Annotated in this window: 37 protein-coding genes and 1 pseudogene; 13 read left to right on the top strand and 25 right to left on the bottom strand. The window is 26.0% G+C overall.

Annotation, left to right across the window (positions count from 1 at the left end):
- The first annotated feature begins 103 nt into the window (after positions 1-103).
- Both ACQH24_RS02325 and ACQH24_RS02320 read left to right on the top strand, forming a co-directional pair.
- The gene (locus ACQH24_RS02325) at positions 104-877 is read left to right on the top strand and encodes a transposase (protein WP_425380419.1); all 774 of its coding nucleotides are present in this window, start codon (positions 104-106) and stop codon (positions 875-877) included.
- Between the two features lie 49 nt (positions 878-926).
- Positions 927-1,316, top strand: coding sequence for an IS1/IS1595 family N-terminal zinc-binding domain-containing protein (locus ACQH24_RS02320; protein WP_425380418.1), 390 nt, complete (start codon positions 927-929; stop codon positions 1,314-1,316).
- Here ACQH24_RS02320 and ACQH24_RS02315 read toward each other — a convergent pair.
- Both ACQH24_RS02315 and ACQH24_RS02310 read right to left on the bottom strand, forming a co-directional pair.
- Positions 1,309-2,100 carry an IS3 family transposase gene (locus ACQH24_RS02315; protein ID WP_425380682.1) on the bottom strand — a complete coding sequence of 264 codons (792 nt, stop codon included), beginning with the start codon at positions 2,098-2,100 and terminating at the stop codon, positions 1,309-1,311. The two genes, ACQH24_RS02320 and ACQH24_RS02315, sit on opposite strands and share 8 nt — an antisense overlap.
- 41 nt (positions 2,101-2,141) lie before the next feature.
- On the bottom strand, positions 2,142-2,417 hold the full coding sequence (locus tag ACQH24_RS02310) for a transposase (RefSeq protein ID WP_425379385.1): 276 nt from the start codon (positions 2,415-2,417) through the stop codon (positions 2,142-2,144).
- A 234-nt stretch (positions 2,418-2,651) separates the two neighbouring features.
- Here ACQH24_RS02310 and ACQH24_RS02305 point away from each other — a divergent pair, with 234 nt between their 5' ends.
- The 3 genes from ACQH24_RS02305 to ACQH24_RS02295 all read left to right on the top strand — a co-directional run bounded on the left by ACQH24_RS02305 (position 2,652) and on the right by ACQH24_RS02295 (position 4,564).
- A complete protein-coding gene (locus ACQH24_RS02305) occupies positions 2,652-3,386 on the top strand; it encodes a hypothetical protein (RefSeq protein WP_425380417.1) in 735 nt (244 codons plus the stop codon).
- 3 nt (positions 3,387-3,389) lie between these two features.
- Positions 3,390-3,995 (top strand): hypothetical protein, encoded by a 606-nt coding sequence (locus tag ACQH24_RS02300; protein ID WP_425380416.1) that lies wholly within the window; start codon positions 3,390-3,392, stop codon positions 3,993-3,995.
- Positions 3,996-4,144: 149 nt separating this feature from the next.
- On the top strand, positions 4,145-4,564 hold the full coding sequence (locus ACQH24_RS02295) for a hypothetical protein (RefSeq protein ID WP_425380415.1): 420 nt from the start codon (positions 4,145-4,147) through the stop codon (positions 4,562-4,564).
- A gap of 10 nt (positions 4,565-4,574) precedes the next feature.
- On the opposite strand, the gene ACQH24_RS02290 is transcribed toward ACQH24_RS02295, so the two are convergent.
- Genes ACQH24_RS02290 through ACQH24_RS02265 form a run of 6 tightly spaced genes read right to left on the bottom strand, consistent with a single transcriptional unit; the run spans position 4,575 to position 6,885 of the window.
- Complete coding sequence (locus tag ACQH24_RS02290; protein WP_425380118.1) at positions 4,575-4,757, bottom strand: hypothetical protein; 183 nt, start codon at positions 4,755-4,757, stop codon at positions 4,575-4,577.
- A complete protein-coding gene (locus ACQH24_RS02285; RefSeq protein WP_425380414.1) occupies positions 4,750-5,022 on the bottom strand; it encodes a pentapeptide repeat-containing protein in 273 nt (90 codons plus the stop codon). Before ACQH24_RS02285 ends, ACQH24_RS02290 begins: the two co-directional genes overlap by 8 nt.
- Complete coding sequence (locus ACQH24_RS02280; RefSeq protein ID WP_425380413.1) at positions 5,015-5,182, bottom strand: hypothetical protein; 168 nt, start codon at positions 5,180-5,182, stop codon at positions 5,015-5,017. The genes ACQH24_RS02285 and ACQH24_RS02280 overlap by 8 nt, the downstream gene beginning before the upstream one ends.
- Positions 5,182-5,661, bottom strand: coding sequence for a hypothetical protein (locus ACQH24_RS02275; RefSeq protein WP_425380412.1), 480 nt, complete (start codon positions 5,659-5,661; stop codon positions 5,182-5,184). The genes ACQH24_RS02280 and ACQH24_RS02275 overlap by 1 nt, the downstream gene beginning before the upstream one ends.
- Positions 5,652-6,107: a hypothetical protein gene (locus ACQH24_RS02270; protein ID WP_425380411.1), complete on the bottom strand. Its 456-nt coding sequence runs from the start codon at positions 6,105-6,107 to the stop codon at positions 5,652-5,654. Before ACQH24_RS02270 ends, ACQH24_RS02275 begins: the two co-directional genes overlap by 10 nt.
- A gap of 1 nt (position 6,108) precedes the next feature.
- Positions 6,109-6,885, bottom strand: a complete 777-nt coding sequence (locus ACQH24_RS02265; protein ID WP_425380410.1) for a hypothetical protein — start codon at positions 6,883-6,885, stop codon at positions 6,109-6,111.
- Positions 6,886-7,050: 165 nt separating this feature from the next.
- Between ACQH24_RS02265 and ACQH24_RS02260 the strand changes: the two genes are divergently transcribed.
- Complete coding sequence (locus tag ACQH24_RS02260; protein WP_425379371.1) at positions 7,051-8,010, top strand: transposase; 960 nt, start codon at positions 7,051-7,053, stop codon at positions 8,008-8,010.
- Between the two features lie 34 nt (positions 8,011-8,044).
- Here the strand turns inward: ACQH24_RS02260 and ACQH24_RS02255 are convergent, their stop codons facing one another.
- The 10 genes from ACQH24_RS02255 to ACQH24_RS02210 form a co-directional block, all read right to left on the bottom strand.
- Complete coding sequence (locus ACQH24_RS02255; RefSeq protein ID WP_425380409.1) at positions 8,045-8,287, bottom strand: SemiSWEET family transporter; 243 nt, start codon at positions 8,285-8,287, stop codon at positions 8,045-8,047.
- A 50-nt stretch (positions 8,288-8,337) separates the two neighbouring features.
- The gene (locus tag ACQH24_RS02250; RefSeq protein WP_425380408.1) at positions 8,338-8,577 is read right to left on the bottom strand and encodes a hypothetical protein; all 240 of its coding nucleotides are present in this window, start codon (positions 8,575-8,577) and stop codon (positions 8,338-8,340) included.
- A gap of 221 nt (positions 8,578-8,798) precedes the next feature.
- Positions 8,799-9,086 (bottom strand): hypothetical protein, encoded by a 288-nt coding sequence (locus ACQH24_RS02245; protein ID WP_425380031.1) that lies wholly within the window; start codon positions 9,084-9,086, stop codon positions 8,799-8,801.
- 12 nt (positions 9,087-9,098) lie between these two features.
- The gene (locus ACQH24_RS02240) at positions 9,099-9,278 is read right to left on the bottom strand and encodes a hypothetical protein (protein ID WP_425380030.1); all 180 of its coding nucleotides are present in this window, start codon (positions 9,276-9,278) and stop codon (positions 9,099-9,101) included.
- Positions 9,279-9,796: 518 nt separating this feature from the next.
- A complete protein-coding gene (locus ACQH24_RS02235; protein ID WP_425380407.1) occupies positions 9,797-10,153 on the bottom strand; it encodes a hypothetical protein in 357 nt (118 codons plus the stop codon).
- Between the two features lie 80 nt (positions 10,154-10,233).
- Entirely contained in the window at positions 10,234-11,466 is a 1,233-nt protein-coding gene (locus ACQH24_RS02230) for a PTS transporter subunit EIIC (protein ID WP_425380406.1), read from the bottom strand.
- 72 nt (positions 11,467-11,538) lie between these two features.
- Positions 11,539-12,201: a GntR family transcriptional regulator gene (locus ACQH24_RS02225; RefSeq protein ID WP_425380405.1), complete on the bottom strand. Its 663-nt coding sequence runs from the start codon at positions 12,199-12,201 to the stop codon at positions 11,539-11,541.
- Between the two features lie 64 nt (positions 12,202-12,265).
- On the bottom strand, positions 12,266-12,790 hold the full coding sequence (locus ACQH24_RS02220; RefSeq protein ID WP_425380404.1) for a ferritin: 525 nt from the start codon (positions 12,788-12,790) through the stop codon (positions 12,266-12,268).
- Positions 12,791-12,830: 40 nt separating this feature from the next.
- Entirely contained in the window at positions 12,831-14,705 is a 1,875-nt protein-coding gene (locus ACQH24_RS02215; RefSeq protein WP_425380403.1) for a prolipoprotein diacylglyceryl transferase, read from the bottom strand.
- Between the two features lie 188 nt (positions 14,706-14,893).
- A complete protein-coding gene (locus ACQH24_RS02210) occupies positions 14,894-15,853 on the bottom strand; it encodes a transposase (RefSeq protein ID WP_425379371.1) in 960 nt (319 codons plus the stop codon).
- Positions 15,854-15,964: 111 nt separating this feature from the next.
- On the opposite strand from ACQH24_RS02210, the gene ACQH24_RS02205 reads away from it, so the two are divergent.
- The 4 genes from ACQH24_RS02205 to ACQH24_RS02190 all read left to right on the top strand — a co-directional run bounded on the left by ACQH24_RS02205 (position 15,965) and on the right by ACQH24_RS02190 (position 18,471).
- A complete protein-coding gene (locus ACQH24_RS02205) occupies positions 15,965-16,240 on the top strand; it encodes a transposase (protein WP_425379385.1) in 276 nt (91 codons plus the stop codon).
- Positions 16,183-17,073, top strand: coding sequence for an IS3 family transposase (locus ACQH24_RS02200; RefSeq protein ID WP_425380681.1), 891 nt, complete (start codon positions 16,183-16,185; stop codon positions 17,071-17,073). Before ACQH24_RS02205 ends, ACQH24_RS02200 begins: the two co-directional genes overlap by 58 nt.
- A 211-nt stretch (positions 17,074-17,284) precedes the next feature.
- Positions 17,285-17,758: a hypothetical protein gene (locus ACQH24_RS02195; RefSeq protein ID WP_425380402.1), complete on the top strand. Its 474-nt coding sequence runs from the start codon at positions 17,285-17,287 to the stop codon at positions 17,756-17,758.
- A gap of 26 nt (positions 17,759-17,784) precedes the next feature.
- Positions 17,785-18,471: a DUF3137 domain-containing protein gene (locus ACQH24_RS02190; protein ID WP_425380401.1), complete on the top strand. Its 687-nt coding sequence runs from the start codon at positions 17,785-17,787 to the stop codon at positions 18,469-18,471.
- A gap of 204 nt (positions 18,472-18,675) precedes the next feature.
- Here the strand turns inward: ACQH24_RS02190 and ACQH24_RS02185 are convergent.
- Positions 18,676-19,968, bottom strand: a pseudogene (locus ACQH24_RS02185) (alpha-amylase family glycosyl hydrolase).
- Positions 19,969-20,083: 115 nt separating this feature from the next.
- On the opposite strand from ACQH24_RS02185, the gene ACQH24_RS02180 reads away from it, so the two are divergent.
- Together ACQH24_RS02180 and ACQH24_RS02175 are read left to right on the top strand one after the other, a co-directional pair.
- The gene (locus ACQH24_RS02180; protein WP_425379385.1) at positions 20,084-20,359 is read left to right on the top strand and encodes a transposase; all 276 of its coding nucleotides are present in this window, start codon (positions 20,084-20,086) and stop codon (positions 20,357-20,359) included.
- Positions 20,302-21,192 (top strand): IS3 family transposase, encoded by an 891-nt coding sequence (locus ACQH24_RS02175; protein WP_425380680.1) that lies wholly within the window; start codon positions 20,302-20,304, stop codon positions 21,190-21,192. Before ACQH24_RS02180 ends, ACQH24_RS02175 begins: the two co-directional genes overlap by 58 nt.
- On the opposite strand, the gene ACQH24_RS02170 is transcribed toward ACQH24_RS02175, so the two are convergent.
- Entirely contained in the window at positions 21,180-21,308 is a 129-nt protein-coding gene (locus ACQH24_RS02170) for a hypothetical protein (RefSeq protein WP_425380713.1), read from the bottom strand. The genes ACQH24_RS02175 and ACQH24_RS02170 overlap by 13 nt on opposite strands.
- A 27-nt stretch (positions 21,309-21,335) precedes the next feature.
- Complete coding sequence (locus ACQH24_RS02165) at positions 21,336-22,352, bottom strand: PTS transporter subunit EIIC (protein WP_425380400.1); 1,017 nt, start codon at positions 22,350-22,352, stop codon at positions 21,336-21,338.
- Between ACQH24_RS02165 and ACQH24_RS02160 the strand changes: the two genes are divergently transcribed.
- Positions 22,324-22,587: a hypothetical protein gene (locus ACQH24_RS02160; RefSeq protein WP_425380399.1), complete on the top strand. Its 264-nt coding sequence runs from the start codon at positions 22,324-22,326 to the stop codon at positions 22,585-22,587. The two genes, ACQH24_RS02165 and ACQH24_RS02160, sit on opposite strands and share 29 nt — an antisense overlap.
- On the opposite strand, the gene ACQH24_RS02155 is transcribed toward ACQH24_RS02160, so the two are convergent.
- From ACQH24_RS02155 to pflB, 4 genes are all read right to left on the bottom strand, one after another.
- Positions 22,584-22,952 carry a PTS transporter subunit EIIB gene (locus ACQH24_RS02155; protein ID WP_425380398.1) on the bottom strand — a complete coding sequence of 123 codons (369 nt, stop codon included), beginning with the start codon at positions 22,950-22,952 and terminating at the stop codon, positions 22,584-22,586. The genes ACQH24_RS02160 and ACQH24_RS02155 overlap by 4 nt on opposite strands.
- Positions 22,953-22,969: 17 nt before the next feature.
- The gene (locus tag ACQH24_RS02150; RefSeq protein ID WP_425380397.1) at positions 22,970-23,956 is read right to left on the bottom strand and encodes a LacI family DNA-binding transcriptional regulator; all 987 of its coding nucleotides are present in this window, start codon (positions 23,954-23,956) and stop codon (positions 22,970-22,972) included.
- Positions 23,946-24,209 carry a TIGR04570 family membrane protein gene (locus tag ACQH24_RS02145; protein WP_425380679.1) on the bottom strand — a complete coding sequence of 88 codons (264 nt, stop codon included), beginning with the start codon at positions 24,207-24,209 and terminating at the stop codon, positions 23,946-23,948. Before ACQH24_RS02145 ends, ACQH24_RS02150 begins: the two co-directional genes overlap by 11 nt.
- Positions 24,210-24,383: 174 nt before the next feature.
- Positions 24,384-26,453, bottom strand: coding sequence for a formate C-acetyltransferase (gene pflB, locus ACQH24_RS02140; RefSeq protein WP_425380396.1), 2,070 nt, complete (start codon positions 26,451-26,453; stop codon positions 24,384-24,386).
- Positions 26,454-26,532 lie beyond the last annotated feature (79 nt).

The raw sequence follows: 26,532 nt of genomic DNA, 5'->3' as shown, positions 1-26,532 counted from the left end.
TACAAAATATCAATATTTTCCTTTAATTTTGTCGAAAACTCTTGATATTTATAGAATATATCTAATTTTAGGTATATTTTTAATATATAGAGGTAAATAATTGATGGAAAAAATAATTACAGAATTAAAAAACAGTTTTACAGATGATCAATTTTTAGAATTTGCTGAAAAAATAAAAAAAGAAGCAGAAGTAATCAAAAAACAAAAACGTTTAAATGAAATTGATCAAAAATTTAGAGATAAAGGCATTATATGTCCTGATTGTAAATCTTATCATTGTGTTAAAAATGGTCATAATCCCGAAGGAAAACAAAAATATTTATGTAAAAAATGTCGTGCTAGTTTTGATGCTTTTCGTCATCATTTTACTTATTGAAGTCATTTAAATTATGAACAGTGAAATTTATTAATTCAAATTTCATTATTAGGACAATCTAGTAAAATAATTTCCCGTTTTATTAAAACAACACCAAAAACTGCTTGATATAATCGTCAAAAATTAATGCAATCAAAACAATTAGAAAATACTCAATTAAAATTTAAAAAATTAAATGGTCAAATCCAAATTGATGAAACTTTTATTAAAGAAATCCATAAAGGTAATTTTAAAGATAAATTTGATAAACGAAAAACTCATCTTGATCCATTTTCAACTAATACCAAATGCTGTATTCAAATGGTAGTTGATAGCAATAATAATATTTTTGTTCAATCCACCAATACCAAACGATTACAAAAACAATGAATTATTGAAAATATGAATAAGCAATTAATTAAAGAAAAATCAATAATTATTTCTGACATGCAACCATTATATTTATTAGTAGCAAAACAAACAAATTCCTTTAATTTTGTCGAAAACTCTTGATATTTATAGAATATATCTAATTTTAGGTATATTTTTAATATATAGAGGTAAATAATTGATGGAAAAAATAATTACAGAATTAAAAAACAGTTTTACAGATGATCAATTTTTAGAATTTGCTGAAAAAATAAAAAAAGAAGCAGAAGTAATCAAAAAACAAAAACGTTTAAATGAAATTGATCAAAAATTTAGAGATAAAGGCATTATATGTCCTGATTGTAAATCTTATCATTGTGTTAAAAATGGTCATAATCCCGAAGGAAAACAAAAATATTTATGTAAAAAATGTCGTGCTAGTTTTGATGCTTTTCGTCATCATTTTACTTATTGAAGTCATTTAAATTATGAACAGTGAAATTTATTAATTCAAATTTCATTATTAGGACAATCTAGTAAAATAATTTCCCGTTTTGGAATGGCAAGGGTTTTTTGGACAAATTTTATGTAGAGTAATAATTTCTGTATTTTACTGGTGTTAAATAATTTAGTTTGCTATGAATTCGAATATTATTGTACCAATTAATGTAATCAAATAATTTTAATTTAAACTGCTCAATGTTTTTAAATTTATTATTTTTAATAAATTCAGTTTTAAAAATTTTGTATGTTGATTCCGCAACAGCATTGTCATAAGGACAACCTGGTTTACTGTAAGACTTTTGAATGTTATTTTTAGTTAAAAAGTTATAAATAAGATTGTTGTTAAATTCACTACCTTGATCAGTGTGAAATATTTTAATATCATTTAATGTAAAGTTAAGTTTATTAAAGGTATTTTTAACTAATTTTGCATTTTTGTGTAAACTAACATCATAACTAATAATTTCACGATTAAATAAATCAATTAGAAAGCAAACATAATATCATTTATTATTAATAAAAACATATGTTAAATCACTGACAACAACTTCATGTAGTTTATAATTATTAAATTCTTGATTTAATAAATTATTATATTTATATGTAACATTGCTTGTATTTGAATGTTTGTATTTGATTTTTGTATAATTTGAAATTAAGTTATATTTTCTCATTATTTTACTAATCTTTACACGAGATAATATAATATTTTGCTGAGCTAGCATGATTTTAATTTTTCTTGTTCCATAATTTTTACGACTTTTTAGAAAAATACTGATAACAGCATTATCAATGTTTTGATTATTCTTGGGATTATTTGCTTTTAATTGATAGTAATATGTTGATCTAGCCAATTTCAATGTTTTACATAAATTAATAATTGGATATTTTGCTTTGTTATTTTTAATGATTGCTATTTTTTGCCGATTATCAGTGTTGCTTGCTTTAAAATGTCATTTTCCATTTCTAATTGTTTAACTTTTTTACGTAATTGAATTAATTCGTTTTCTTCTGGCGTTCTATTGTCTTTAGCTTTAAATGAGTCCGAGTTACTAAATTGGTGAGCTCATTTCCAAACAGTAGATTTACCAATTTGGTAATCATTGGCTAATTGTTCAGGAGTTTGACCCATTTTGTAAAGACCAACAATTTGTTGCTTAAATTCATCGGTATAATGATTCTTTGCCATAATTACACCTCCATTGTAATTTAATTATAAATATTTACTCTACATTATTGTTGTCCAATTTATCTTAACCTATCCAATAATATAAATAATTTAACAGAAGAACAACAAATTGGTGTTAAATGAGCAACTGCTATATATACATTACATTGATTATCAAAAGGTACTGAATATCTTTTACAAGCAACAACATTTTCACAAGGTAGTCAGTCATATAATATTAATACTCCGCAAGATATGCAATTTGTTCCTGATGAAGTTCAAAAAATATTAATTAATGCTGGATTATATGAAAATATTCGTTTTGCTAATTTAAAAGAAAAAGATAAATCTTGATTTAGTAATGGATGAAGATATGAATTTGATGAAGGTAGTGGCTATGCTAGTTTTGATTGAGTAAGAAACAATTTTATTGCTAATTATAATATTACTTCAAGTGATAATTCTATTTTAATTAACTTTATTAATAGAATTGATGGTATTCCACAAAAATTAAATTTAGTAGTTAATCCTAATATTAAAATTAAAATTGATAAAATAAGTATTATTTATAATTCAAATAATGAATTAAGTGTCCCTTTTGATAATGAATCAATTATTAATAAAAATGGCAGATGATCAGTTTCAAATAATTATGCTCTTAAAAATGAAATAAAAAAATGAAATAAAGTAGATACACCTGATTTTCAACCCAATTCTTCTAAAACATATATTTTTAGTTATGATTTTAAAGATAAAATTATAAGAATGAGAATTAAGGGTGGCAGTGTAGGAAAAGAAATTTGGAGTGGTTGGTTAGAATTACTTTTAAATGAAAGTGGTGGTAAATATAATTTACCATTGTTAATAGGTAATGATAGTGCTTTTTTTAATTTAAAAATTGAGTTAGCAGAATTGGAAACTGCCATTATAACATTGGATAGTAATATTATTGTCAATATTCAAGATATTAAAATTGAAAGTTGGGAATAAATTATGAATCAAAAAAATATTACAATTAAAAATGATAATGGTACTTATTGACAAAGATTAGGATTTGAACAAAGAAATCCAAGTCAAAGTTTTAAATCTTGAAAAAATCGTAAGTTTTTAAAATATGATAAATATCCATTTCATATTAAGAAAGCCTATATTATGCGTTATAATGCAATGTCAATTTTATATCATACTCCATTTTTAAGTTTATATGGATTATTTTTTACTAGTTTACATTTTAATTGAATTTCAAGTTTAGACCCAGTTAAAGAATTTATGTTTGGACAGCATGATATTACTGATGGTGGATTTTTTGGATATGCTGGTATTGCTATATCTTATCAAATTTTACATGGCACTGCATGATTAACGACTAAAATTCCTAAAATACCAGCAGTTAAATTACCGGTTGGTAAATGTTTAGAACAAGTATATAAAACACCAAGTTATTTATTATATTTATTATTATTTGGTTGATTAATATTTCGTAATTATCTTAAAAAACATAATGTTAATATTTGTCATAATTGTAAACAAACTGAAGATCAAGTTGAAAGCTGAAATCAATATTGTAGTAAAAAAGGATGAAATAATGGAAAAATGTAGTAATTGTAATACTACTTTAATTAAAGGTCAATTTAGATTATTTTTTAAAAAAGTAGTTTGTGATATTTGTTATATTAAATTAAACAATCCTTTGTTATAATTATATTGTCTTAAGGCAAAAATATAGATAAATAGAAAGGTGGCAATTTATGCTTACATCAACAATTGGTATTATTGTAATTGTTGCTTCTGTAGTAGGTGGGGTTGTTGCTAGTTTATTAATTACATTTTTAACAAAATTAATTAGTAATAAAACAGCATCTAAAAAAGCAGAACGAATTACAGATGATTTCCGTGAAAAAACTGAAGAAAAAATCTTTACAGAAATTAAAGATGTTTTTGAAAGTATTGTGTTAGTAATGAATGATATTAAAAATCATTTTGGTGGTGTTGGAACTCAAAATATTTCTCGTGTTGAAACAGATATTAATGATTTAAAATTAGTAATTTCTAATTTAGAAAAATATGATAATGAAGAATTAATTGAAGCAACTTTACAACATAAATCAGCAAAACGAGATATTACTCATAAAGCACATAAAGTAGCAGGACTGAAATTAAAAAAATAACCTTAATTGGTTATTTTTTATTTTCTAATATAATTAAATTTTCTTCACCATAAGTACTTTTATAGTATTCTCAATATTCGGTAGATTTAATATCAACATCTTCTTTATCAATACCAGTTATATATTCACCACGAGGGTTTTTACATGGACGCTTACCTTGTTCAGATCGATAACATAATATATAGTTATTCACTAGCTTTTACCTTTTTTAATTTATCATTTTTTTTAACACAGGTATTGGCTCCAATTAAATAATCGTAATTGATATTTTTTGCTTTACTAAGGTCTGTTCAACGAAGGTTTACTCCACTAAGGTCTGTTCCACTAAGGGTTGATCAACTAAGGTCTGCTCCACTAAGGTCTGCTCCACTAAGGTCTGCTCCACTAATTGAATTTTTATATTCTATTGTCATAATAATTTCATTTGTTCGTTTATGTTTAATTTCTAATTTATTCATTATCTTTTTTCCTTTCATTTACAATATAATAATTTATAAAATGCTGTACTCGTTGGCTATGAGTATATAAACTAGGTAATTCATTTCATATTTTTTCTTGTTCTTTATTAAGATAAACATTAACATTCCTAATAATAACTTGGTGTTTTTTAGGTTTCATTATTTACCTTCATAATTAGCAATAATAATTGCGTCTCGTAAATGATTACTTATTTTTTCATTATTATATTTTCAACTTTTACCATATTGATAAGTTAAATTAGTATCTTTTTCATATTTTCATAAACAACCGTCATTATATTTACTTAAATTTTCTATATTTTTAACAACTGATTTAGTATATTTTGGTGATACTCAATTAATAACTTCATAACGGTCATTTTCAATTGCACCCAATAACTTTAATAAGTCATCTCTATCTTTACTAGCATTAGCAGTTGTATATAAACAATTTTCTATAAAAAGAAAACAATCTTCTTCAATAAGGTCAAAATCAATTAGAAAACCAAGTATATATTTTGCATGATTTAATCAGTATTTATCTGTATAAATAATTTGTTGTTTTAAAATATTATTTTCATACACAGTAATAGCAGTAGTACCAGTTCCTGATGGGTCAATACCTATTTTTATTCCCATCTTGCTCATTCCTCATCATTATTATTAAATACTGGTATTACATTTGAAATATCTTCTTCTTTAACTACATTATCATTTGTGTCTGCTATTTTTTTATATGATGGGGTATTTATATTGTTAGATAAGGGTTCATCGCTCATCTGCCCCTGATTTTTGGCGACAGTACTATCATTAAAAGATATATATTCAAAATTACCATCTTCTTTAATTTCTTTTTCATCTAAATCAATATCTGAAATATCAATACCCATTTCTAATGCTAATTTACGATATAATTTTGCTTCAACCATTTCTTTTGGTCAATTTACTAATGACATATAACTATTACCATTTTTCATTTTTAATTCTTCTAATGCTAAAATATTTTCTTTTAAATATTTATCATTAACTTTTAATTCATATTTAACTATTGCACCATTAATATATTGTTGTAATTCATTTGCCATATTATTTTTCTCCTTTATTTATTTTAAAATTAATACCTTTAACTCCAATAGCATTCATATCTGCATTACTATCTCATTGTTCTTTAATTTCATTTTTAACTACTTTTTCATCTATTAAAAGATAACCTTTAATAAAAGAAATAAGTTCTAATCTATCTGCTTTTTGTAAAAAATCATCATTAATACCTAATATTTCAATATCTTTTACTAATATTTTATCTTTAATAATATTAATACCAACTTTTTTTAATGGTTTTACCTCCAGTGATTTATCAAGTTGCTCAATTTCTTCCATTACACGAACTTGCTCATCTTTTATTTGATCTAAATCTAAACCCATATTTGTATTTAGATTATTAGCTTGCTCAATTAATTCTTGTTTTTTTAATTCTTGTTCTCTAAATAATTCATTTTGTTTTTGAATTCGCACCTGATTAATATTATTTTTAATTTCAATTTTATTATTTTTAACCGAATTTTCAAAATTAATAATATTATTATGAATACGATTTAAATCATCTTTAAATACTTTAATTAAATCTAGTGGCTCTTTAAATACAATATCAACTTTACTTAAAGTGCTTGGAATATCTTTTAAATGTACATCTTTATAACCAGTAGTATTATATTGATTACGATGACGATATATAAATTCAACTAATTCATTACTATTATTATCAATTCACTTTTTAATTTGAATTGCTTTCAAACTTAATTCTTTAAAATCATCACCCTTAATTACAAAAGGGAATACTACATTTTGCACTATATTATTCATTATTTATCATCCTTTCTTTTTAAAATTAAAATTATCAATTTTATTTTTTATATTTTTTATTTTTATTAGTAATATAATATTTCTTTAATTTTGTCGAAAACTCTTGATATTTATAGAATATATCTAATTTTAGGTATATTTTTAATATATAGAGGTAAATAATTGATGGAAAAAATAATTACAGAATTAAAAAACAGTTTTACAGATGATCAATTTTTAGAATTTGCTGAAAAAATAAAAAAAGAAGCAGAAGTAATCAAAAAACAAAAACGTTTAAATGAAATTGATCAAAAATTTAGAGATAAAGGCATTATATGTCCTGATTGTAAATCTTATCATTGTGTTAAAAATGGTCATAATCCCGAAGGAAAACAAAAATATTTATGTAAAAAATGTCGTGCTAGTTTTGATGCTTTTCGTCATCATTTTACTTATTGAAGTCATTTAAATTATGAACAGTGAAATTTATTAATTCAAATTTCATTATTAGGACAATCTAGTAAAATAATTTCCCGTTTTATTAAAACAACACCAAAAACTGCTTGATATAATCGTCAAAAATTAATGCAATCAAAACAATTAGAAAATACTCAATTAAAATTTAAAAAATTAAATGGTCAAATCCAAATTGATGAAACTTTTATTAAAGAAATCCATAAAGGTAATTTTAAAGATAAATTTGATAAACGAAAAACTCATCTTGATCCATTTTCAACTAATACCAAATGCTGTATTCAAATGGTAGTTGATAGCAATAATAATATTTTTGTTCAATCCACCAATACCAAACGATTACAAAAACAATGAATTATTGAAAATATGAATAAGCAATTAATTAAAGAAAAATCAATAATTATTTCTGACATGCAACCATTATATTTATTAGTAGCAAAACAAACAAATTCTACTCTATATTCTACCAAAACTAGTACAAATCCTGATACTAGTTATCGAAAGTTAAATAAGATTAGTAAATTACAATCGAGTCTTAAAGAAGCCTTAATTCATTATCATGGTTTGGGTTTCACTAATATTCAAAATTATTTAAATCTATGAAAATGAAAATACCAACATAAAGGTTTAACACCAAAACAACAATCAACGGTATTATATTTTAACGTTTAAAAAATTTAAAGCAAAATCATGATCTTAAACAAAATTATTTTTCAAATTGTCATATTGATGATTTTTTTATTTCATCAAGAGTTTTCGACAAAATTAAAGTAATATTTGCAAAAATAAACTGTAATAAATTAGAAACTATAAGTACTAAATTAATTGGACATAATATAAAACCATAAGTAATTCAACTAATATTTCCAATTAAATATAAAATTAACATTAATAATGATATGCTTATCGTATCTTTTTTAATAATTGTTTTCAAAGATTGTGGTATCAAATAAGAAATTGATAAAATAGTACTTAACCACCCAATAATATAATGTATTTCTATTTTAATTCCTCCTTACTAGGTAAATTGTCATATAATGAGTTATCTTTTAATCGATAACTAGAAATAACAAGCTCATTTTTTTCTGAATCAAACGTGTATCCGATATCAAAATCTTCTTTATATAATTGTTGTTGTTTCAATTCTTCAATTTCTTTATCTTTTTCAGCAAGTTGGTTTTTAAGTTTTTCATTTTCTTCTTGTAGTTTGTCAAATTTAATTGATTCTGTTATATTCATTATTTATCCTCATTTCCAATATAATTATTTTTTGGTTTTGTAAAATATATATATATGTAAGATTATTTATCTCCATTTCACTCAATATTTTTATCTTCTAAATCAATAATTGTAGTTATACCAAACATTTTTTAGCAGTCATTTTTGCTTCTTCTAATGTATAAAATAATAAAGTACTGTTAATATCAAAGTCACCATTTTTAATTACTAATAAATATCTTTTATTCATAATTTATCACCTCGTAATCTGCTTCTTCATCTTCTAAATAATCACTAATTAAACCTTTAACTTCATCAATTTCATATCATTTTAAATTTAAGTCAAAATCTGTTGGCAATGAAACATTACCGACATATCGTTCTTCATTACCAAATTTAAGATATAAATTTAATTCTCAATTTTCATCATCACTATCAATTTCTGCATAAATAATATCTTTATTACTAATTTTTAATGCTTTATTATTAATTCATTTTTCATTTAAATAATCACTAATACAATATGACATTTTTAATTCCTCCTAATTTTGTTTATTTACAATTAAATTTTCTAATTGATAAGTTTTTAATCAATGTTCTTTACATAATATAATTTCTTTTTTATAACCTAAATTTCACTCTAATTTATCACCAATTTTTTCAATATAATTATTTCCAAAATAAGCATTTTTATTATTACAATTAATTTTTTGACATTTCATAGATTAGTTTCTCCTAATTCTGTTTTCCTAATGCTCAATGTTCATCAGTCATGTTTTCAAATGAAACAGGATAACTTTTAAGCATTAATTTATTTAATATTATTTGTGTTTTTTTATTTAACTTTTTCATATAACCCTCCATTAATTAACTACAAAGTATTACAAATTGTAATTGTTTATATTGTTTATACGCCAGACATATATGTCTTCCTTCTTCCGTGCCCATTTGTGCTTTCGCTCTGGGATTTTACGCTCAGTTTTTGAAATTAAATCTACTTGCATCCATATGAAGGACCGAATGCTAAACGCAAATTTAATTGTTTAAGTCACTATCTCTTTTTTTATTGTCGTTTGATATTAGCCCTGGACTTATCACGACTATCGCTTGTTAAAGCGTCTATTATTTCCGGACTGATTACCGCTGAGCTAGACCGCCAAAATAACTATTAAATTGTTAGATTGTTTTAAAATAAAAAAACAACCCTAACAAGAGTTGTTTTTTGGAGCTTCATCGTACATTATACAATAATATCGTTCTTGTCTGTTTTTTTACCCGCTAACGGGGTATTAACAACATTAACTTCTTCCCCAATACCCGGAATATTTGGTTTTAATTTTTTAGTTAAACCATAAAAGATTCCAAAATAAATTGCTAAGAATAAGGAACTAACTAAAAGAAATCAAACACCATCCAATCATAAATTAGTTTTAATATTATCTGTGATTAAAGTTGTTGGTCCTAATACTAAAAAGTATTTTAAAATTGTTTCAATTGCCCCGAACGCATGAATACGCATTGGTACTAAATCCGCCATTCCAAACGCTAGTCCTGTCATCCCCGCGTGGGCTAAATATAATAATGGCGCAGTATACATAAAAATAAATTCAATTGGTTCTGTAACACCTGTTAGTAAACAAGCTAATCCCCCCCCCGAAATATAAATTGACTTATATTTTATCCGATTAGTTTTACTAATTCATACATCATTCCAATTCCAGCTCCAATTAGCGAACCTGTTGAAGTAATCATTTGGCCAACTTTAAAACGTACTGGTTCAAAAGAATTAATTACTATTTGATAAACATCTTTAACATTAGTTGAATTAGGAACAATATTAGTTGCATATTCAGTTCAATTACTTTCCACAACTTTCAAAGCTGTCACTCATGTATATCACATTTGTTCTTGTCCTTCAGAAACTAAACTCTTTTGATCAACCAAGTTCTTATCAACAGCATAATTAAAGAAAGCAACTAATTCTTCTTTTGTAAGATTTTGATTAGTAAATAGATCACTTGCAAAAGTATTGACACTAGTATAATCTAAAATTCCACCTAACGAAGTATAATTCATTGGAATTGTAACCATATGATGTAAACCAAGTGGTAATAATAAACGCTCCAAAAAACCATAACCAAAAGGAATGATAAACGGGATTTTGTTATTTAAAGCAATATTTTTTCCAATAACATTAATACCCGTCTGAATTAACGGTCAAAATAGTGATAAAACAATTGCAATTGGTAACATAATTACAATTACCATTAATGGAACAAAACGTGGTCCATTAAAAAAGGATAATGCATTAGGCAAACGATTAAAAGCAAAGAATTTATTATAAACACCTGCGCCAATAAAACCAGTAATAATTCCACCTAAAGCATCAAAACGTAACGAATAAACCCCTTCTTGATTACTAAAATAATCTTGTTGACTAGTCCATTTTCCACCTAAAATATAATTCATAAATTCAGTGCCATCATCATTTCCTACTCTCGTTATAAAAAATGTTGCACCAACAGTTAATAGTGTTAAATATGCAATTGCTCCTGCAAAACAACCACCAGCCCTATTTTTAGCTCACGAACCAGCAATTGCAATTGCAAATAGTAAACCAATATGACGAAATGGTAATCAACCAATTGTTTCAATAATTGTGCCAATATGATTTGCTACTTTGGCAATACTCGTAATTTGACCAAAACCTAACGGACCGATAACTTTTCCCATAACAATAAATAATCCTGCGACGGGCAAAATTGCAATCATCGTTAAAATCGCCTTGGCAAATTTATTAATTCCAATTTTAAATCGTGATTTCTTTCCTCCTGCAAAAGGGGCTTTAATCTTATGCTTTAATTTCATAAAATAGTTTTCCTTTAGTTTTACATCTTCTGATTTTGCCATCTTCAATTTCTCCTTTCTTTTTTATCTTAAACTCGCGAAATTAAAAAAAGAACTTGTTGTAACAAGTTCTTACTAAAAATAATTTACTTTATAAAATTCAAATAATTCTGGTTGATATGTTTCTTTACTACATTGAACAACTTCATGATATTCTGAAAAAGTAATGGAGTATTTCTTGGGTAAATATGTTTTAGAACTTACCTGCAAAAACTTTTCATCATAAGCATTAGATAATTCACATCTTAAATAATTAAGATCATTAATTAGTACAATATTACGAGAACTAATATAAGATAATAAACTATCTTTACAATCTTTAAAATTTAAATTTTTTAAAATTGTTTTATTAACTCAAATGATAGAATATTTCCTAATCTTATTATTTTGATATCTAACCTTAATGAAACTCATAAAGTCCTTATTTAAGCACTGATAAGTCTCAATAAAATATAAATCAAGCGAAACATTAACAACATATAATTTATTAACTGCATTATCATATTTTTCTTTAAACGGTAATGGTTTGCTTCAGAAAGCTCGATTCAAAGTAAAATAACCTTTCCCTTGAACACTATAAATCATATTCTTACCAATTAATTGTTTTAATGTATTGCGAATAGTTGTTCGATTAATCTGATATTTTTTCATTAAAGTTGCTTCGGATGGTAACTTTAAACCTACTCTTCCCTGAATTATTATTCCTTCTAAAATTTTTTCTAATTCTTTGTTTGTCATATTATTAATTTTAAATTAAAAATTAATAAAAAATGTTTTTAGTTTAAAAAATAAAAAACATCTTTTAAGCATGGGGACTAAAAGGGTCAATAACTGTTAAAGTATCTGGTTCCTCTTTTAATGCCATTTTATGATCAAGTTTATAATAACTATTATTTGACATTTTAATTCAATCAATAATATCTTTTATTTCTGCTAATTCTTCATAAAAATCAATTATAAATCAATCATAAAATTTATAAGTTACTAAATCACCAACTTCTTGGGCATGATGGGCTAACTTATTAGTTAAATCCGCAAAATATGCTCGTTTTGTTTGATAGGTTGTAATTAATTCAATAATGCTCTTAATTGGTTGATATTCTTCAACAATATTTTTTACTTGATAATGTCCGTCACGATCTGCCATAAAATTCATTATTCTTCGTTGATGTAAAACTTCATCTTGCGCTTGAACTTGAAAATAATGACTAAAACCAGGAAATCCTAATTGCTCAGCTGCGGAACTTAAGTTATAACAAAAAAATTGCATTTTAAGGTGTTCATCAATATAATGTTGTAAATCCTTTTCAATATCTTTTGTTAACATAAATATCACCTTTCTTTCTTCATTACCATTGTACACTCTTTTATTGTCAGTTTAATTTAAAAGAAATCTTTTTATTAAAATAATAAAATTTATTTTCTTTAAATTTAAATTTTGATATTTCAATTTTCTTAACAGCTGAATTAATTTTTACTTCATCAAAATTAATTAATTCATTAAGATCAAGATTAAAAATAGTTGTTTTCTTTTCATTAATATTAGGATAAAAACTATTCCAAATTGCTTTAATTTGTGCTGCTGTTTCATTCTTATGAACAATCTTATTTAACAACATTCCAAATTGTTGACCAGATAATGCTAAATACTGATTATTACTTGGTTTTTTTAGCTCCAAAGTTGCTTGTTTTAGAATTTTGCTTAAATCAACTTTAAAAGTTTGATTAACAACTAATTCATCAACAAATTTATTATTATTTGTTGGTAATGCTACAATTTTAAAACTATAATTAGTAATTTCATTATTACCTAGAACTTGATGATTAGTTCTAAAATATTTTAATTCAAAATATTGATCAAACAATTCCGGTTGATATCCTAAGAATTCCATTACTTTTATCTTAATAATTGGTGGTAACTTATCAACATAATTATCTTCCCCAATAACAATATTATTAATTAAATATTTGTCAAATTTTCAAGTTTGTAAACTTTTAAATTCAAAATATTCTTTTTCATAAATATAGCCATTCTTGCGTAATTTTTTTGGGGCTCCTCATTGGGCATAAATTGCCATTAACAATCCTAGTACGGAAATTAAAATTATAACCGCATAATCTAATGGCCGATTATTTTGAATAAATAATGCTAACGGATCATCACGCTGTGTTTCTAAAACAAAACGAATTAAATTTCATAGAAAGAAATAGAAACCAGTTTGTACCCCACTGCGGGTTATTGCATAACGACCAGGATTATTTAATTTTGTTAATTCACTACTATCATTATATCATCATTGTCGTAACGCATTACCCATCGTTGATTTAGTTTTAACAATTGCCACCTTTGGCATTTCATCTAATTGTTTTTGAGTTGGAACATAATTAAAATATGCTTTATCTCATACTTCTTTTCATGTCATTTTCCCTTTTTTATGATATTTCCGATTGAAAAAATGAATAAAATTATATTTTAAATCAAATGGATATTCCTTTGGATCTTTTTTTCATGGTTTTTTCCCAAATAATTGACCAGCAAAAGGAATAAAGAAAGTAATAAATACTCAAGCTAAGAAATTAAAGAATGACTCATATAAAAAGATTGGCTGACGAAATACAATTTCTCCATTAATTCTTTCTGGTGACAAGCCAGAAGCATCTCATTGTCATAAATTGTCCCGAATAAATGCAGGTAATCAGCGTAACGAATCATATGAAGTAACACTTCCTAACAATTCATGATTAAAGAAATTACCTCAACGTCCTAATATTTGTCCTAATAAAATATTGGGTATAATACAATCCGCATAAACTCAAAGTGAAATTTTTGATTTTCGACCAACAATTCCAAAAACAGCTAATCCAGCAATAATTCCAAATAGAACACCACCATGAATACTCATTCCAGCTTTTCAAAAAGCAAATAATGATCAGAATGGTACTGCTCCAGAATCTGATACTCATGGATTATTAACATCACCATTAACTTTTCCAAAGAAACTAGCACCAAACAATGAAGAAGGAATAATAATAAAAATTGATCAAATTAAAGGTTCAATTGGAATTTTCTTAATTTTCAATCGAATAAAGCAGGCTAAAACCGATAAAATCATTCCCAATGTAATAAATACAGCATACATATGAACTCAACCACCATATGTTGCTAAAATATTATGCGGGGTATTATTAGGCGTAATTCAATCTGGTATTGGCGGACCACCGGCTAACAAAATACTATTCATTTAATTTTTTCTCTCCTTTTGTCACAATTGTTATTAAACAATGCATACTAATTATATACCAAGTTCGAATAAAAAAGTCTACTTATTTTCTTTAATTTTGTCGAAAACTCTTGATGAAATAAAAAAATTATCAATATGACAATTTGAAAAATAATTTTGTTTAAGATCATGATTTTGCTTTAAATTTTTTAAACGTTAAAATATAATACCGTTGATTGTTGTTTTGGTGTTAAACCTTTATGTTGGTATTTTCATTTTCATAGATTTAAATAATTTTGAATATTAGTGAAACCCAAACCATGATAATGAATTAAGGCTTCTTTAAGACTCGATTGTAATTTACTAATCTTATTTAACTTTCGATAACTAGTATCAGGGTTTGTACTAGTTTTGGTAGAATATAGAGTAGAATTTGTTTGTTTTGCTACTAATAAATATAATGGTTGCATGTCAGAAATAATTATTGATTTTTCTTTAATTAATTGCTTATTCATATTTTCAATAATTCATTGTTTTTGTAATCGTTTGGTATTGGTGGATTGAACAAAAATATTATTATTGCTATCAACTACCATTTGAATACAGCATTTGGTATTAGTTGAAAATGGATCAAGATGAGTTTTTCGTTTATCAAATTTATCTTTAAAATTACCTTTATGGATTTCTTTAATAAAAGTTTCATCAATTTGGATTTGACCATTTAATTTTTTAAATTTTAATTGAGTATTTTCTAATTGTTTTGATTGCATTAATTTTTGACGATTATATCAAGCAGTTTTTGGTGTTGTTTTAATAAAACGGGAAATTATTTTACTAGATTGTCCTAATAATGAAATTTGAATTAATAAATTTCACTGTTCATAATTTAAATGACTTCAATAAGTAAAATGATGACGAAAAGCATCAAAACTAGCACGACATTTTTTACATAAATATTTTTGTTTTCCTTCGGGATTATGACCATTTTTAACACAATGATAAGATTTACAATCAGGACATATAATGCCTTTATCTCTAAATTTTTGATCAATTTCATTTAAACGTTTTTGTTTTTTGATTACTTCTGCTTCTTTTTTTATTTTTTCAGCAAATTCTAAAAATTGATCATCTGTAAAACTGTTTTTTAATTCTGTAATTATTTTTTCCATCAATTATTTACCTCTATATATTAAAAATATACCTATGGATAGGTTAAGATAAATTGGACAACAATAATGTAGAGTAAATATTTATAATTAAATTACAATGGAGGTGTAATTATGGCAAAGAATCATTATACCGATGAATTTAAGCAACAAATTGTTGGTCTTTACAAAATGGGTCAAACTCCTGAACAATTAGCCAATGATTACCAAATTGGTAAATCTACTGTTTGGAAATGAGCTCACCAATTTAGTAACTCGGACTCATTTAAAGCTAAAGACAATAGAACGCCAGAAGAAAACGAATTAATTCAATTACGTAAAAAAGTTAAACAATTAGAAATGGAAAATGACATTTTAAAGCAAGCAACACTGATAATCGGCAAAAAATAGCAATCATTAAAAATAACAAAGCAAAATATCCAATTATTAATTTATGTAAAACATTGAAATTGGCTAGATCAACATATTACTATCAATTAAAAGCAAATAATCCCAAGAATAATCAAAACATTGATAATGCTGTTATCAGTATTTTTCTAAAAAGTCGTAAAAATTATGGAACAAGAAAAATTAAAATCATGCTAGCTCAGCAAAATATTATATTATCTCGTGTAAAGATTAGTAAAATAATGAGAAAATATAACTTAATTTCAAATTATACAAAAATCAAATACAAACATTCAAATACAAGCAATGTTACATATAAATATAATAATTTATTAAATCAAGAATTTAATAATTATAAACTACATGAAGTTGTTGTCAGTGATTTAACATATGTTTTTATTAATAATAAATGATATTATGTTTGCTTTCTAATTGATTTATTTAATCGTGAAATTATTAGTTATGATGTTAGTTTACACAAAAATGCAAAATTAGTTAAAAATACCTTTAATAAACTTAACTTTACATTAAATGATATTAAAATATTTCACACTGATCAAGGTAGTGAATTTAACAACAATCTTATTTATAACTTTTTAACTAAAAATAACATTCAAAAGTCTTACAGTAAACCAGGTTGTCCTTATGACAATGCTGTTGCGGAATCAACATACAAAATTTTTAAAACTGAATTTATTAAAAATAATAAATTTAAAAACATTGAGCAGTTTAAATTAAAATTATTTGATTACATTAATTGGTACAATAATATTCGAATTCATAGCAAACTAAATTATTTAACACCAGTAAAATACAGAAATTATTACTCTACATAAAATTTGTCCAAAAAACCCTTGCCATTCCACTAAATTATTTATCATTATTAGAACATGAAATCATACAATTAAATTTTAAAGTCATGTTGTTCAAATTCAGAAGACTATTATTTTACAACTTATTTTCAGAATATAAATTGTAATTCCACTTTTTTTAAATTATAATTTATTCACATTTATATAAATTTTAGAAAGTGAAGTGAAATTAAAAATGCCTAATACTGTTTTATCAGAAACAGCAGTTAATAAAATCAAGGCTCTTCATCAAGAGCATCTTCAACAGCATTATAAGAAAATTACTAGTTTCTGGCGAAAGTCAATTATCATTGATATTATTTTTAGTACTTTGATTATAATTTTTGCAACTGCTTCATTAATAGGAATTGTCCTTAAACTTGCGGATGCTCACAGCAATGCATTCCAATTTTATCTTATTTATCTTGCCTTACCATTATTAGTGATTACAATTATTCTTTATATATTAATTAAAGCTGGTACTGTGAGCATTAGTCTTTTTCTGAATCGATTAGATTATAATGCATATTATCGAATTGCAATTGAAGATCTATGAAAAGATGAAATTACTCTTGATAAAGTAAGCAATACCTTTAACATTATTCCTGAACCAAATTTTACTAGTTTTAGTAAAAATCCAAAAAAAATAATCTCCTACAACAAAGTCTAGTTCGAGTAAGTAGTTTAGAAGAAAAATTGGATAATAAAGTTATTAATGGTGCCACAAAAAATAATACCTTTTCATTAGGCGTAATTACTGTTCGTAAGACAATGGTTTTCTTAAAAACATTAATTTTTTGTTTATTAATTGGATTAATTATTTTAGCTAGTATGTCTAATAAAGGAAAAAGTTCAAAAACATCAAACAGTATTGCCGATGGAATTAATATGACTTACTTATTATTATGAATTGAAATGAAGCGTTCAGAAAATTACTTTTTCTTTTCTGCCACATTACCAAAGAATTTTGAAATTGAGGCAAATATTGTACCTCATCAAAATAAATTTAAGAAATTTATTTTAAATAACAAAGAAATTCAATTAGAGGGGACAGAATTTTCTAACCTATTTGACACAAATACAACTGATCCAGTTGAATTACGAAAAATTTTAACACCAAAAGAAATGGCTAACTTAATTGATACTAGCAATAAATATCAAGAAGTTTTATCAATGTCATTTGTTAATGATAAATTTACTTTGCTATTAGATAAATATTATTATAGTAAAAAAGCACACCATCAAGACCAAATTTGAAAACCAATTATTTCTAAAAATAAAAATATTCAAAATTGTATTGATGATTTAATTACTAAAATTGAATTAGATTTATCTCACTTAAAAAAAGGACTAGATTATTTAACTGGCTTTGATATCAAATAGTTAAAAACTAATACTTGATATGGATTAATCTTTCCATTAAAAGTTTGATAGTTATTATAAATAATTTTGAAATTAGTTAACTTATCATCAACATTAATTGTTTGATTGGATAAATTAATAATTACTAAGAATTTTTCTTTCTGATAAAAGCGATAGAAACTTAATACAACAGGATTAATTTCAATAAATTCAATTTGGCCATAATTAAAGGCCAAATTTTTTTCGTAATTGAATTAAAAATTGATATGCTTTAAAAATTGATTGAGGACTATGATAATCATCTTCTCAGTTAACTCTTAAATAATTTTTATTCACATCAATTCATGGCTGCTGAATACTAAAACCACCAAACTGACGAGGATTTCATTGCATTGGAGTTCTCGCATTGTCACGGGAGCGGGCACTAAGGATTTTTAAAATTGCTGATGATTGATAACCTTTCTGTTGTAAAATCTGATAATAATTAATTGATTCAACATCTTTAAGTTGATCAATAATATGATAATCATTATTTTCCATCCCAAATTCTTCGCCCTGAAAAAGATACGGTGTTCCGCGTAGTAATAAAACAACTGCAGCCAAAGCAACTGCGGATTCAAATCGATAATTTTCAGGATCCCCAAATCGTGATAAAGCACGGGGTTGGTCGTGATTATTTAAAAAAATTGCTAATCATCCTTCAAATTCTTGCACCAAAGTTTGCCATTTCTTAATGATTGCTACTAATTTTGCTGGTTCATATGAACCTAATGCTCATTTATTATTATTTAAATAATCAATTTTTAAATGATGAAAAGTAAAAGCCATGTTTAACTCCTGAGCCGCTGGTTTAGTATACAAAATAGCTTGGTCAAGTGAAGTTGACGATAACTCACCAACCGTAATAATATTCTTTTGTCGCTGATATGTTTTTTGATCCATTTCCTATAAATAAGTATGAACTTCTGGCATATCAGTATAATATTTTCGGCCATCGCCAGTTAAATCATCAACAAATGTTGTTGGTTTTCCAATTAGATTAATAACATCAAAACGTAATCCCTGAACACCCTTTTGCAATCAATAATTAATAATGTCATAAATATCTTGACGTAAAGTTTCATCTCGTCAATTTAAATCAATTTGAGTTTTATCAAATAAATGTAAATAAAATTTTTGTAATTCTCCATTATATTCTCATGCCGAACCTCCAAACTTACTTTGTCAATTAGTTGGTAAAATTGTTTTAGTACCTGGAACAAAGAAAAAACGGTTTTGATAAGTTTCATCCCCAGCAAGAGCCTTTTGAAATCATTCATGTTCAATTGAACAATGATTAAAAATCATGTCCATCATAATATATATGTTTCGTTTTTTTGCTTCAATAATTAATCTTTCAAAATCAGCCATTGTTCCAAATAAAGGATTTATTTTTTTATAATCCGCCACATCATAACCATTATCTTTTTGTGGAGAGAAATAAATTGGATTTAATCATAAGAAATTAACTCCTAACATAGTTAAATAATCTAATTTCATAATAATTCCTTGAATGTCTGGATAGGTTAAGATAAATTGGACAACAATAATGTAGAGTAAATATTTATAATTAAATTACAATGGAGGTGTAATTATGGCAAAGAATCATTATACCGATGAATTTAAGCAACAAATTGTTGGTCTTTACAAAATGGGTCAAACTCCTGAACAATTAGCCAATGATTACCAAATTGGTAAATCTACTGTTTGGAAATGAGCTCACCAATTTAGTAACTCGGACTCATTTAAAGCTAAAGACAATAGAACGCCAGAAGAAAACGAATTAATTCAATTACGTAAAAAAGTTAAACAATTAGAAATGGAAAATGACATTTTAAAGCAAGCAACACTGATAATCGGCAAAAAATAGCAATCATTAAAAATAACAAAGCAAAATATCCAATTATTAATTTATGTAAAACATTGAAATTGGCTAGATCAACATATTACTATCAATTAAAAGCAAATAATCCCAAGAATAATCAAAACATTGATAATGCTGTTATCAGTATTTTTCTAAAAAGTCGTAAAAATTATGGAACAAGAAAAATTAAAATCATGCTAGCTCAGCAAAATATTATATTATCTCGTGTAAAGATTAGTAAAATAATGAGAAAAAATAACTTAATTTCAAATTATACAAAAATCAAATACAAACATTCAAATACAAGCAATGTTACATATAAATATAATAATTTATTAAATCAAGAATTTAATAATTATAAACTACATGAAGTTGTTGTCAGTGATTTAACATATGTTTTTATTAATAATAAATGATATTATGTTTGCTTTCTAATTGATTTATTTAATCGTGAAATTATTAGTTATGATGTTAGTTTACACAAAAATGCAAAATTAGTTAAAAATACCTTTAATAAACTTAACTTTACATTAAATGATATTAAAATATTTCACACTGATCAAGGTAGTGAATTTAACAACAATCTTATTTATAACTTTTTAACTAAAAATAACATTCAAAAGTCTTACAGTAAACCAGGTTGTCCTTATGACAATGCTGTTGCGGAATCAACATACAAAATTTTTAAAACTGAATTTATTAAAAATAATAAATTTAAAAACATTGAGCAGTTTAAATTAAAATTATTTGATTACATTAATTGGTACAATAATATTCGAATTCATAGCAAACTAAATTATTTAACACCAGTAAAATACAGAAATTATTACTCTACATAAAATTTGTCCAAAAAACCCTTGCCATTCCAGTCACCAATTCCATCATTATTACTGTCATAAAAAGATTGTGGATGAATTTCATATACAATCGCTTCCTGAAAATTAACCTTATTCATTCTGTTCTCCTTACCTATCTAAAATATTTATTTTTTAATATTTTCTACCCTTGTTTGTTGTTTTTTTAAATTAATTAAATTTTTTTCTTTAATCTGTAATATTTCATTTCGTAATCTTGTAAAACGTGGAATTTTTTCTAAAAACCAAGTTAAAGTCATTGTGACTCCCATTGTTAATAAACCACTAATCAAAAATCAAGTAAATCCTGTTCCAACAAATGTGTTAACACCTTCAACTTGACTAAATGGTTGAATTGATAAGACACCTAATCATGCCCCATTACCAATCCCATTTGAAGTTACCCCGGCAACAGTTAACAATAGACCCCCACAAGTGGACCCAGCGATTGCCCCTAAAAACGGATAAAAAAAGCGCAAATTAATTCCATACATTGCCGGTTCTGTTACTCCTAGTCATGCCGAAGTTGTAGCCGAAATTCCAATCTCCTTAATTTTTGGATCGTTCCGATTATTAATTGTAAACATTAAAGTTGCACTTCCTTGGGCAATATTTGACATACATAAAATTGGAAAAATAAATGACCCTCCAATTTGGGCAGTATTTTGAATCATTACGGCATTAAACATTGTATGAACACCAGTAATAACAATTGGAGCATATAATAATCCTAAAATCGGACCAAAAAAATATTTGGCAATTGGATTAATTAATGTTCAACTTAAACCTATTGAAATAGCACTGCCAATAATATAACCAAGGGGTCCAATTAAACATAACCCTACGGTAAATGATAATAAAATAGTTAATAAAGGCACAAAAATTTGTTTTAAAACTGCAGGAATAATTCGGTTTAAACCTTTTTCTAAATAAACACCAAAGAAGGCGATCCCAATTGCGGGAATTACTTGTCCAGTATATTGAACTTTTCAAGGAAATTTTCATGCTCCAAAGTCAAATGTTGGGGCAACATTAAAAATTCATAATGAATTACTAGCTTTGCCAGCAATTGAATAAATATCAACTAATGGTGGTAATAATAACGTTAAACCAATAATGATTCCGATTACTGGTGAACCACCCATTTTATTAAAAATTGATCAACAGATTGTGACAGGGATAAATCAAAAAACAGCTTGAGCCGGAATCCACAAGAATTCGTTTAATCCCTTTGCAAATGCAGAAATACTAACTAATGACGAATCAGGACCACTTCAATTAGCTTCTAAGATATTTCGAAATCCTAAAATTAAACCACCAGCTACTAATGCTGGAATTAAAGGAATAAAAATTTCGGAAAAATGTTGTAATAACCTTTAATATCATTTTGTTGGTTTTGCGGAAGATGGATTTTGTTGCACTAATGAAGGATTTTGTTTTAAACTTAAATACTTCTTAAATTCAGCAAAATAATTATTAACATCGACACCAATTACAATATGATATTGTCCAATTGGTTGGACTGTTCCTTTAACATTTGCTAATTCCTCAATTCCTTTTGAATCGGCCTTAGTGTTGTCTTTCAAAACTAATCGAAGTCGTGATACACAATGTGTATACGAAAGAATATTATCAACGCCACCTAATAGCGGAATTAATGCTTCAATTTCAGTAAAGTAATTTTTTTTGACATCTTTTCACCTCTTAATATGGAAACGATTCCATATTAAGATTATAATACACATTTTCCTAAAAGATAAATTTATTTTATAAAAATTCTAATTTCATAATTTAAGCATTCAATTATTTTTTTATCATCACTATTTCCTAGTAAAATTTGTTTTAATTTAAGAATAATCTTTGTAGCTAGTTCTTCATAATTAATTGCAATACAATATTGTTTTTGCAAAACCGGAAGAAAAAAATCACTCATATTAGAGATATCAGTTACTAAACTATTTAAAATATTTTGTTTCATTAATCAGGCAAGAATAATTTTATAACAAGTATGCGTCCCACAAATAATAATCTTATCTTTTAAATCAAGGGATTGAACCAGATCATAAATAATACTATCCTGATTCTTATCAAAAAAATAACTTTCAAAATTATAATTATGGGTTTGAAATCAATTCAGAACAGTATCATAGCGGGCAAATCCTGTCGGCAGATTACTTGTTGGATTTTTCCCAATATAAAAAATCTTGCGATGCTGATCAAACTCAGCATTTGCTGCCATTTGTTCTAACAATGAATACATCATTTCATTATCATTATTCATGAAAACCGTATTCCCCCATTGCCGACCATAAACAATAATCGGAATTGTAATTGTTTTTAAAAAAGCTCGTATATTTTTATCATTACTAATCGTAAATAAAATCAAGGCGGTTGGATTCCGACGCACTATTTCTTGCAAATGTAATAAATAACGTTCCTCATCATAAGTTGTTTCTACTACAAATGGAACTATCTTTGTAAAATTATCATTAATTTGTTTTAAAATTGATTTAACAATAAAAGTATTACTACTCGTTAAATCAGGAATTAACACATATACTTCTAAAATTTTCTTTTTAATTGAATGTGCTGCAAAGTCTGGTTGGAAATTATATTTCTGAACTACTTTTTGAATTAAATCTCGTTTTTCTTGACTAACATAACCACCATTAAAATATCGTGACACTGTTCCGACACCAACCCCACATTCCTCAGCAATTGTTTTAATTGAAACCTTCTTATTTTTCATTTAAATTCCTCTTTCAAAATCAGTTTTGTTTAATAATTGGACTCAATAATAAAAACAAAACACAATAAATTATTAAAATTGCAAGAACAAAAATAAAGAAATAGGGAAAATCTCATCGTCCAATATATAACACTTGAAATAAAAGGCCTACAACTATTCCAACTATAATAAAAATACTATGATAGAACCATGGGATTTTCTTAAAAATCTTTTGCCAAAGTCCTTTTTCTTTTTGTAATGCAAAGCCACCCATTTGATTCACTCCTTCTTTCATTATAACATGTCCAAAAGAAAATGCTAAGAGCCATTGTTCTTTCAATTTTTAAGGCATTTAAAAAAGGAAATTATATAAAACATTTCCTTTTTTAAATAAAATAATTTTAAGCATATTTGCTAATAACTTTACTTAATTTTTAATTAAATTCTTCTATTTCTTTTTTAAATTATCAATTTCTAACTCACCATGAATAACTAGATCTTGGTCTTTTCCTAGGGCATTTGGAATGATAGTGAAAGTATTTGAAATTCCATCAGCAGCATGTTTAAATGGAATCTTTGCAACAGAAGCTAATGAATTAACAGCCCCTGTCTTATCACGACCACTCATTGGATTAGCTCCTGGTGAGAATGGGACCCCGGCTTTTCGACCATCTGGCGAATTTCCTGTTGCTTTTCCATAAACAACATTTGATGTAATTGTTAGAACTGACATTGTTGGTTCTGAATTACGGTAATGATGTTGACGACGCACTTCATTCATAAATGTTTTTACCACGAGAATTGCAATATCATCAGCACGATCATCATTGTTTCCATACGTTGGGAATTCCCCTTCAGTACGATAATCAACAACAATACCGCTTTCATCCCGCACAGGATATACTTTAGCATATTTAATTGCTGATAAAGCATCGGTTACAACTGATAACCCTGCGATTCCAGTTGCAAAAAAACGATGCGGATCAGTATCCATAAAACATAATTGACTTCTTTCATAAAAATATTTATCATGCATATAATGAATGATATTTAATGCATTTGCATAAACACCTGCTAATCATTTCGCCATTTGAACAAATTTACTTCAAACCTCTTCATAATTTAATGGTGTTTTTTCATCACCTTGACATGGTTCATAACGTGGTGATACTTGATTTTTGTGAATCTCATCAATTCCACCATTAATAGCATATAATAATGTTTTGACTAAATTACAACGTGCCCCAAAGAATTGCATTTGCTTCCCAATTTTCATTGGCGAAACACAACAAGCAATTGCATAATCATCACCATGCGTTACTCGCATTAAATCATCATTTTCATATTGCATTGATGAATACAAAATTGAATATTTTGCACAAAAAGCTTTAAAACCTTCTGGCAAATTTTGCGATCATAAAATTGTTAAATTTGGCTCTGGTGACGGACCCATATTTGCTAAAGTATGAATATAACGAAATGCTGTTTTTGTTACTAATGTTCGACCATCTAAACCCATTCCCCCAATTGATTCGGTTGCTCAAATTGGATCACCAGAAAACAATTGATTATATTCTGGTGTACGCATAAATTTAACAATTCTTAATTTCATAATCATATGATCAACTAATTCTTGTGCTTCTGTTTCGGTTAAAATTCCCTTTTGAAAATCACGTTCAATATAAATATCTAAAAAACTACTTGTTCGACCATAACTCATTGCCGCCCCATTATTTTCTTTAATTGCTGCTAAATAAGCTAAATATGTCCATTGAAATGCTTCTTTTGCATCTTTTGCTGGTTTTGAAACATCAAATCCATATGATGCCGCCATTTGTTTAATTTCTTTTAAAGCAGTAATTTGTTCTGAAATTTCTTCCCGCAATTTAATTACTTCATCAGTCATTATCATTGGCGTATTCTTTTTATCTTCTTCTTTTTTGGCAATTAAGAAATCCGCTCCATACAAAGCTAAACGACGATAATCACCAATAATTCTTCCACGCCCATATGCATCAGGAAGACCCGTGATGATATGTGATTTACGGCATGCTCGCATGTCATCTGTATAAGCATCAAAAACACCTTGATTATGTGACTTTCGATATTTTGTAAAAATTTCAACTACTCGTGGTGATACTTTAAAACCATAAGATTCATTAGCTGCTTCAACTACACGCACGCCTCCATTTGGCATCATTGCTCTTTTAAATGGTTTTTCAGTTTGTAATCCAACTACTTTCTCTAATTTTTTATCAATATAACCTGGACCATGGGAAGTAATACTTGCAATTAAATCTTCATCAGCATCTAAAACTCCCCCATTTTTTTGTTCTTGTTTTGTTAAATCCATTACTTCTGCTCATAACTTTTCGGTTGCTTCAGTTGGGCCAGCAAGAAAAGAATCTGCACCAGTATAGGGTTTATAATTCATTTGAATAAATAATCGTGTGTCAACTTCATCTGTTCATTTACCAAGAGTAAAGCCTTCCCACTCCGAAAATAATGTTTTTTTCATAAAATCCCCCTATTATTTCTAAATTTAAATTCTACATTTTTTTAATTAAATATATTTCAAAAAAAATAAAATAGTTTTA

The sequence above is a fragment of the Spiroplasma endosymbiont of Stenodema calcarata genome, from assembly GCF_964031205.1.
GTDB lineage: Bacteria > Bacillota_I > Bacilli_A > Mycoplasmatales > Mycoplasmataceae > Spiroplasma.
This window is presented reverse-complemented; position numbering and strand designations above follow the sequence as displayed.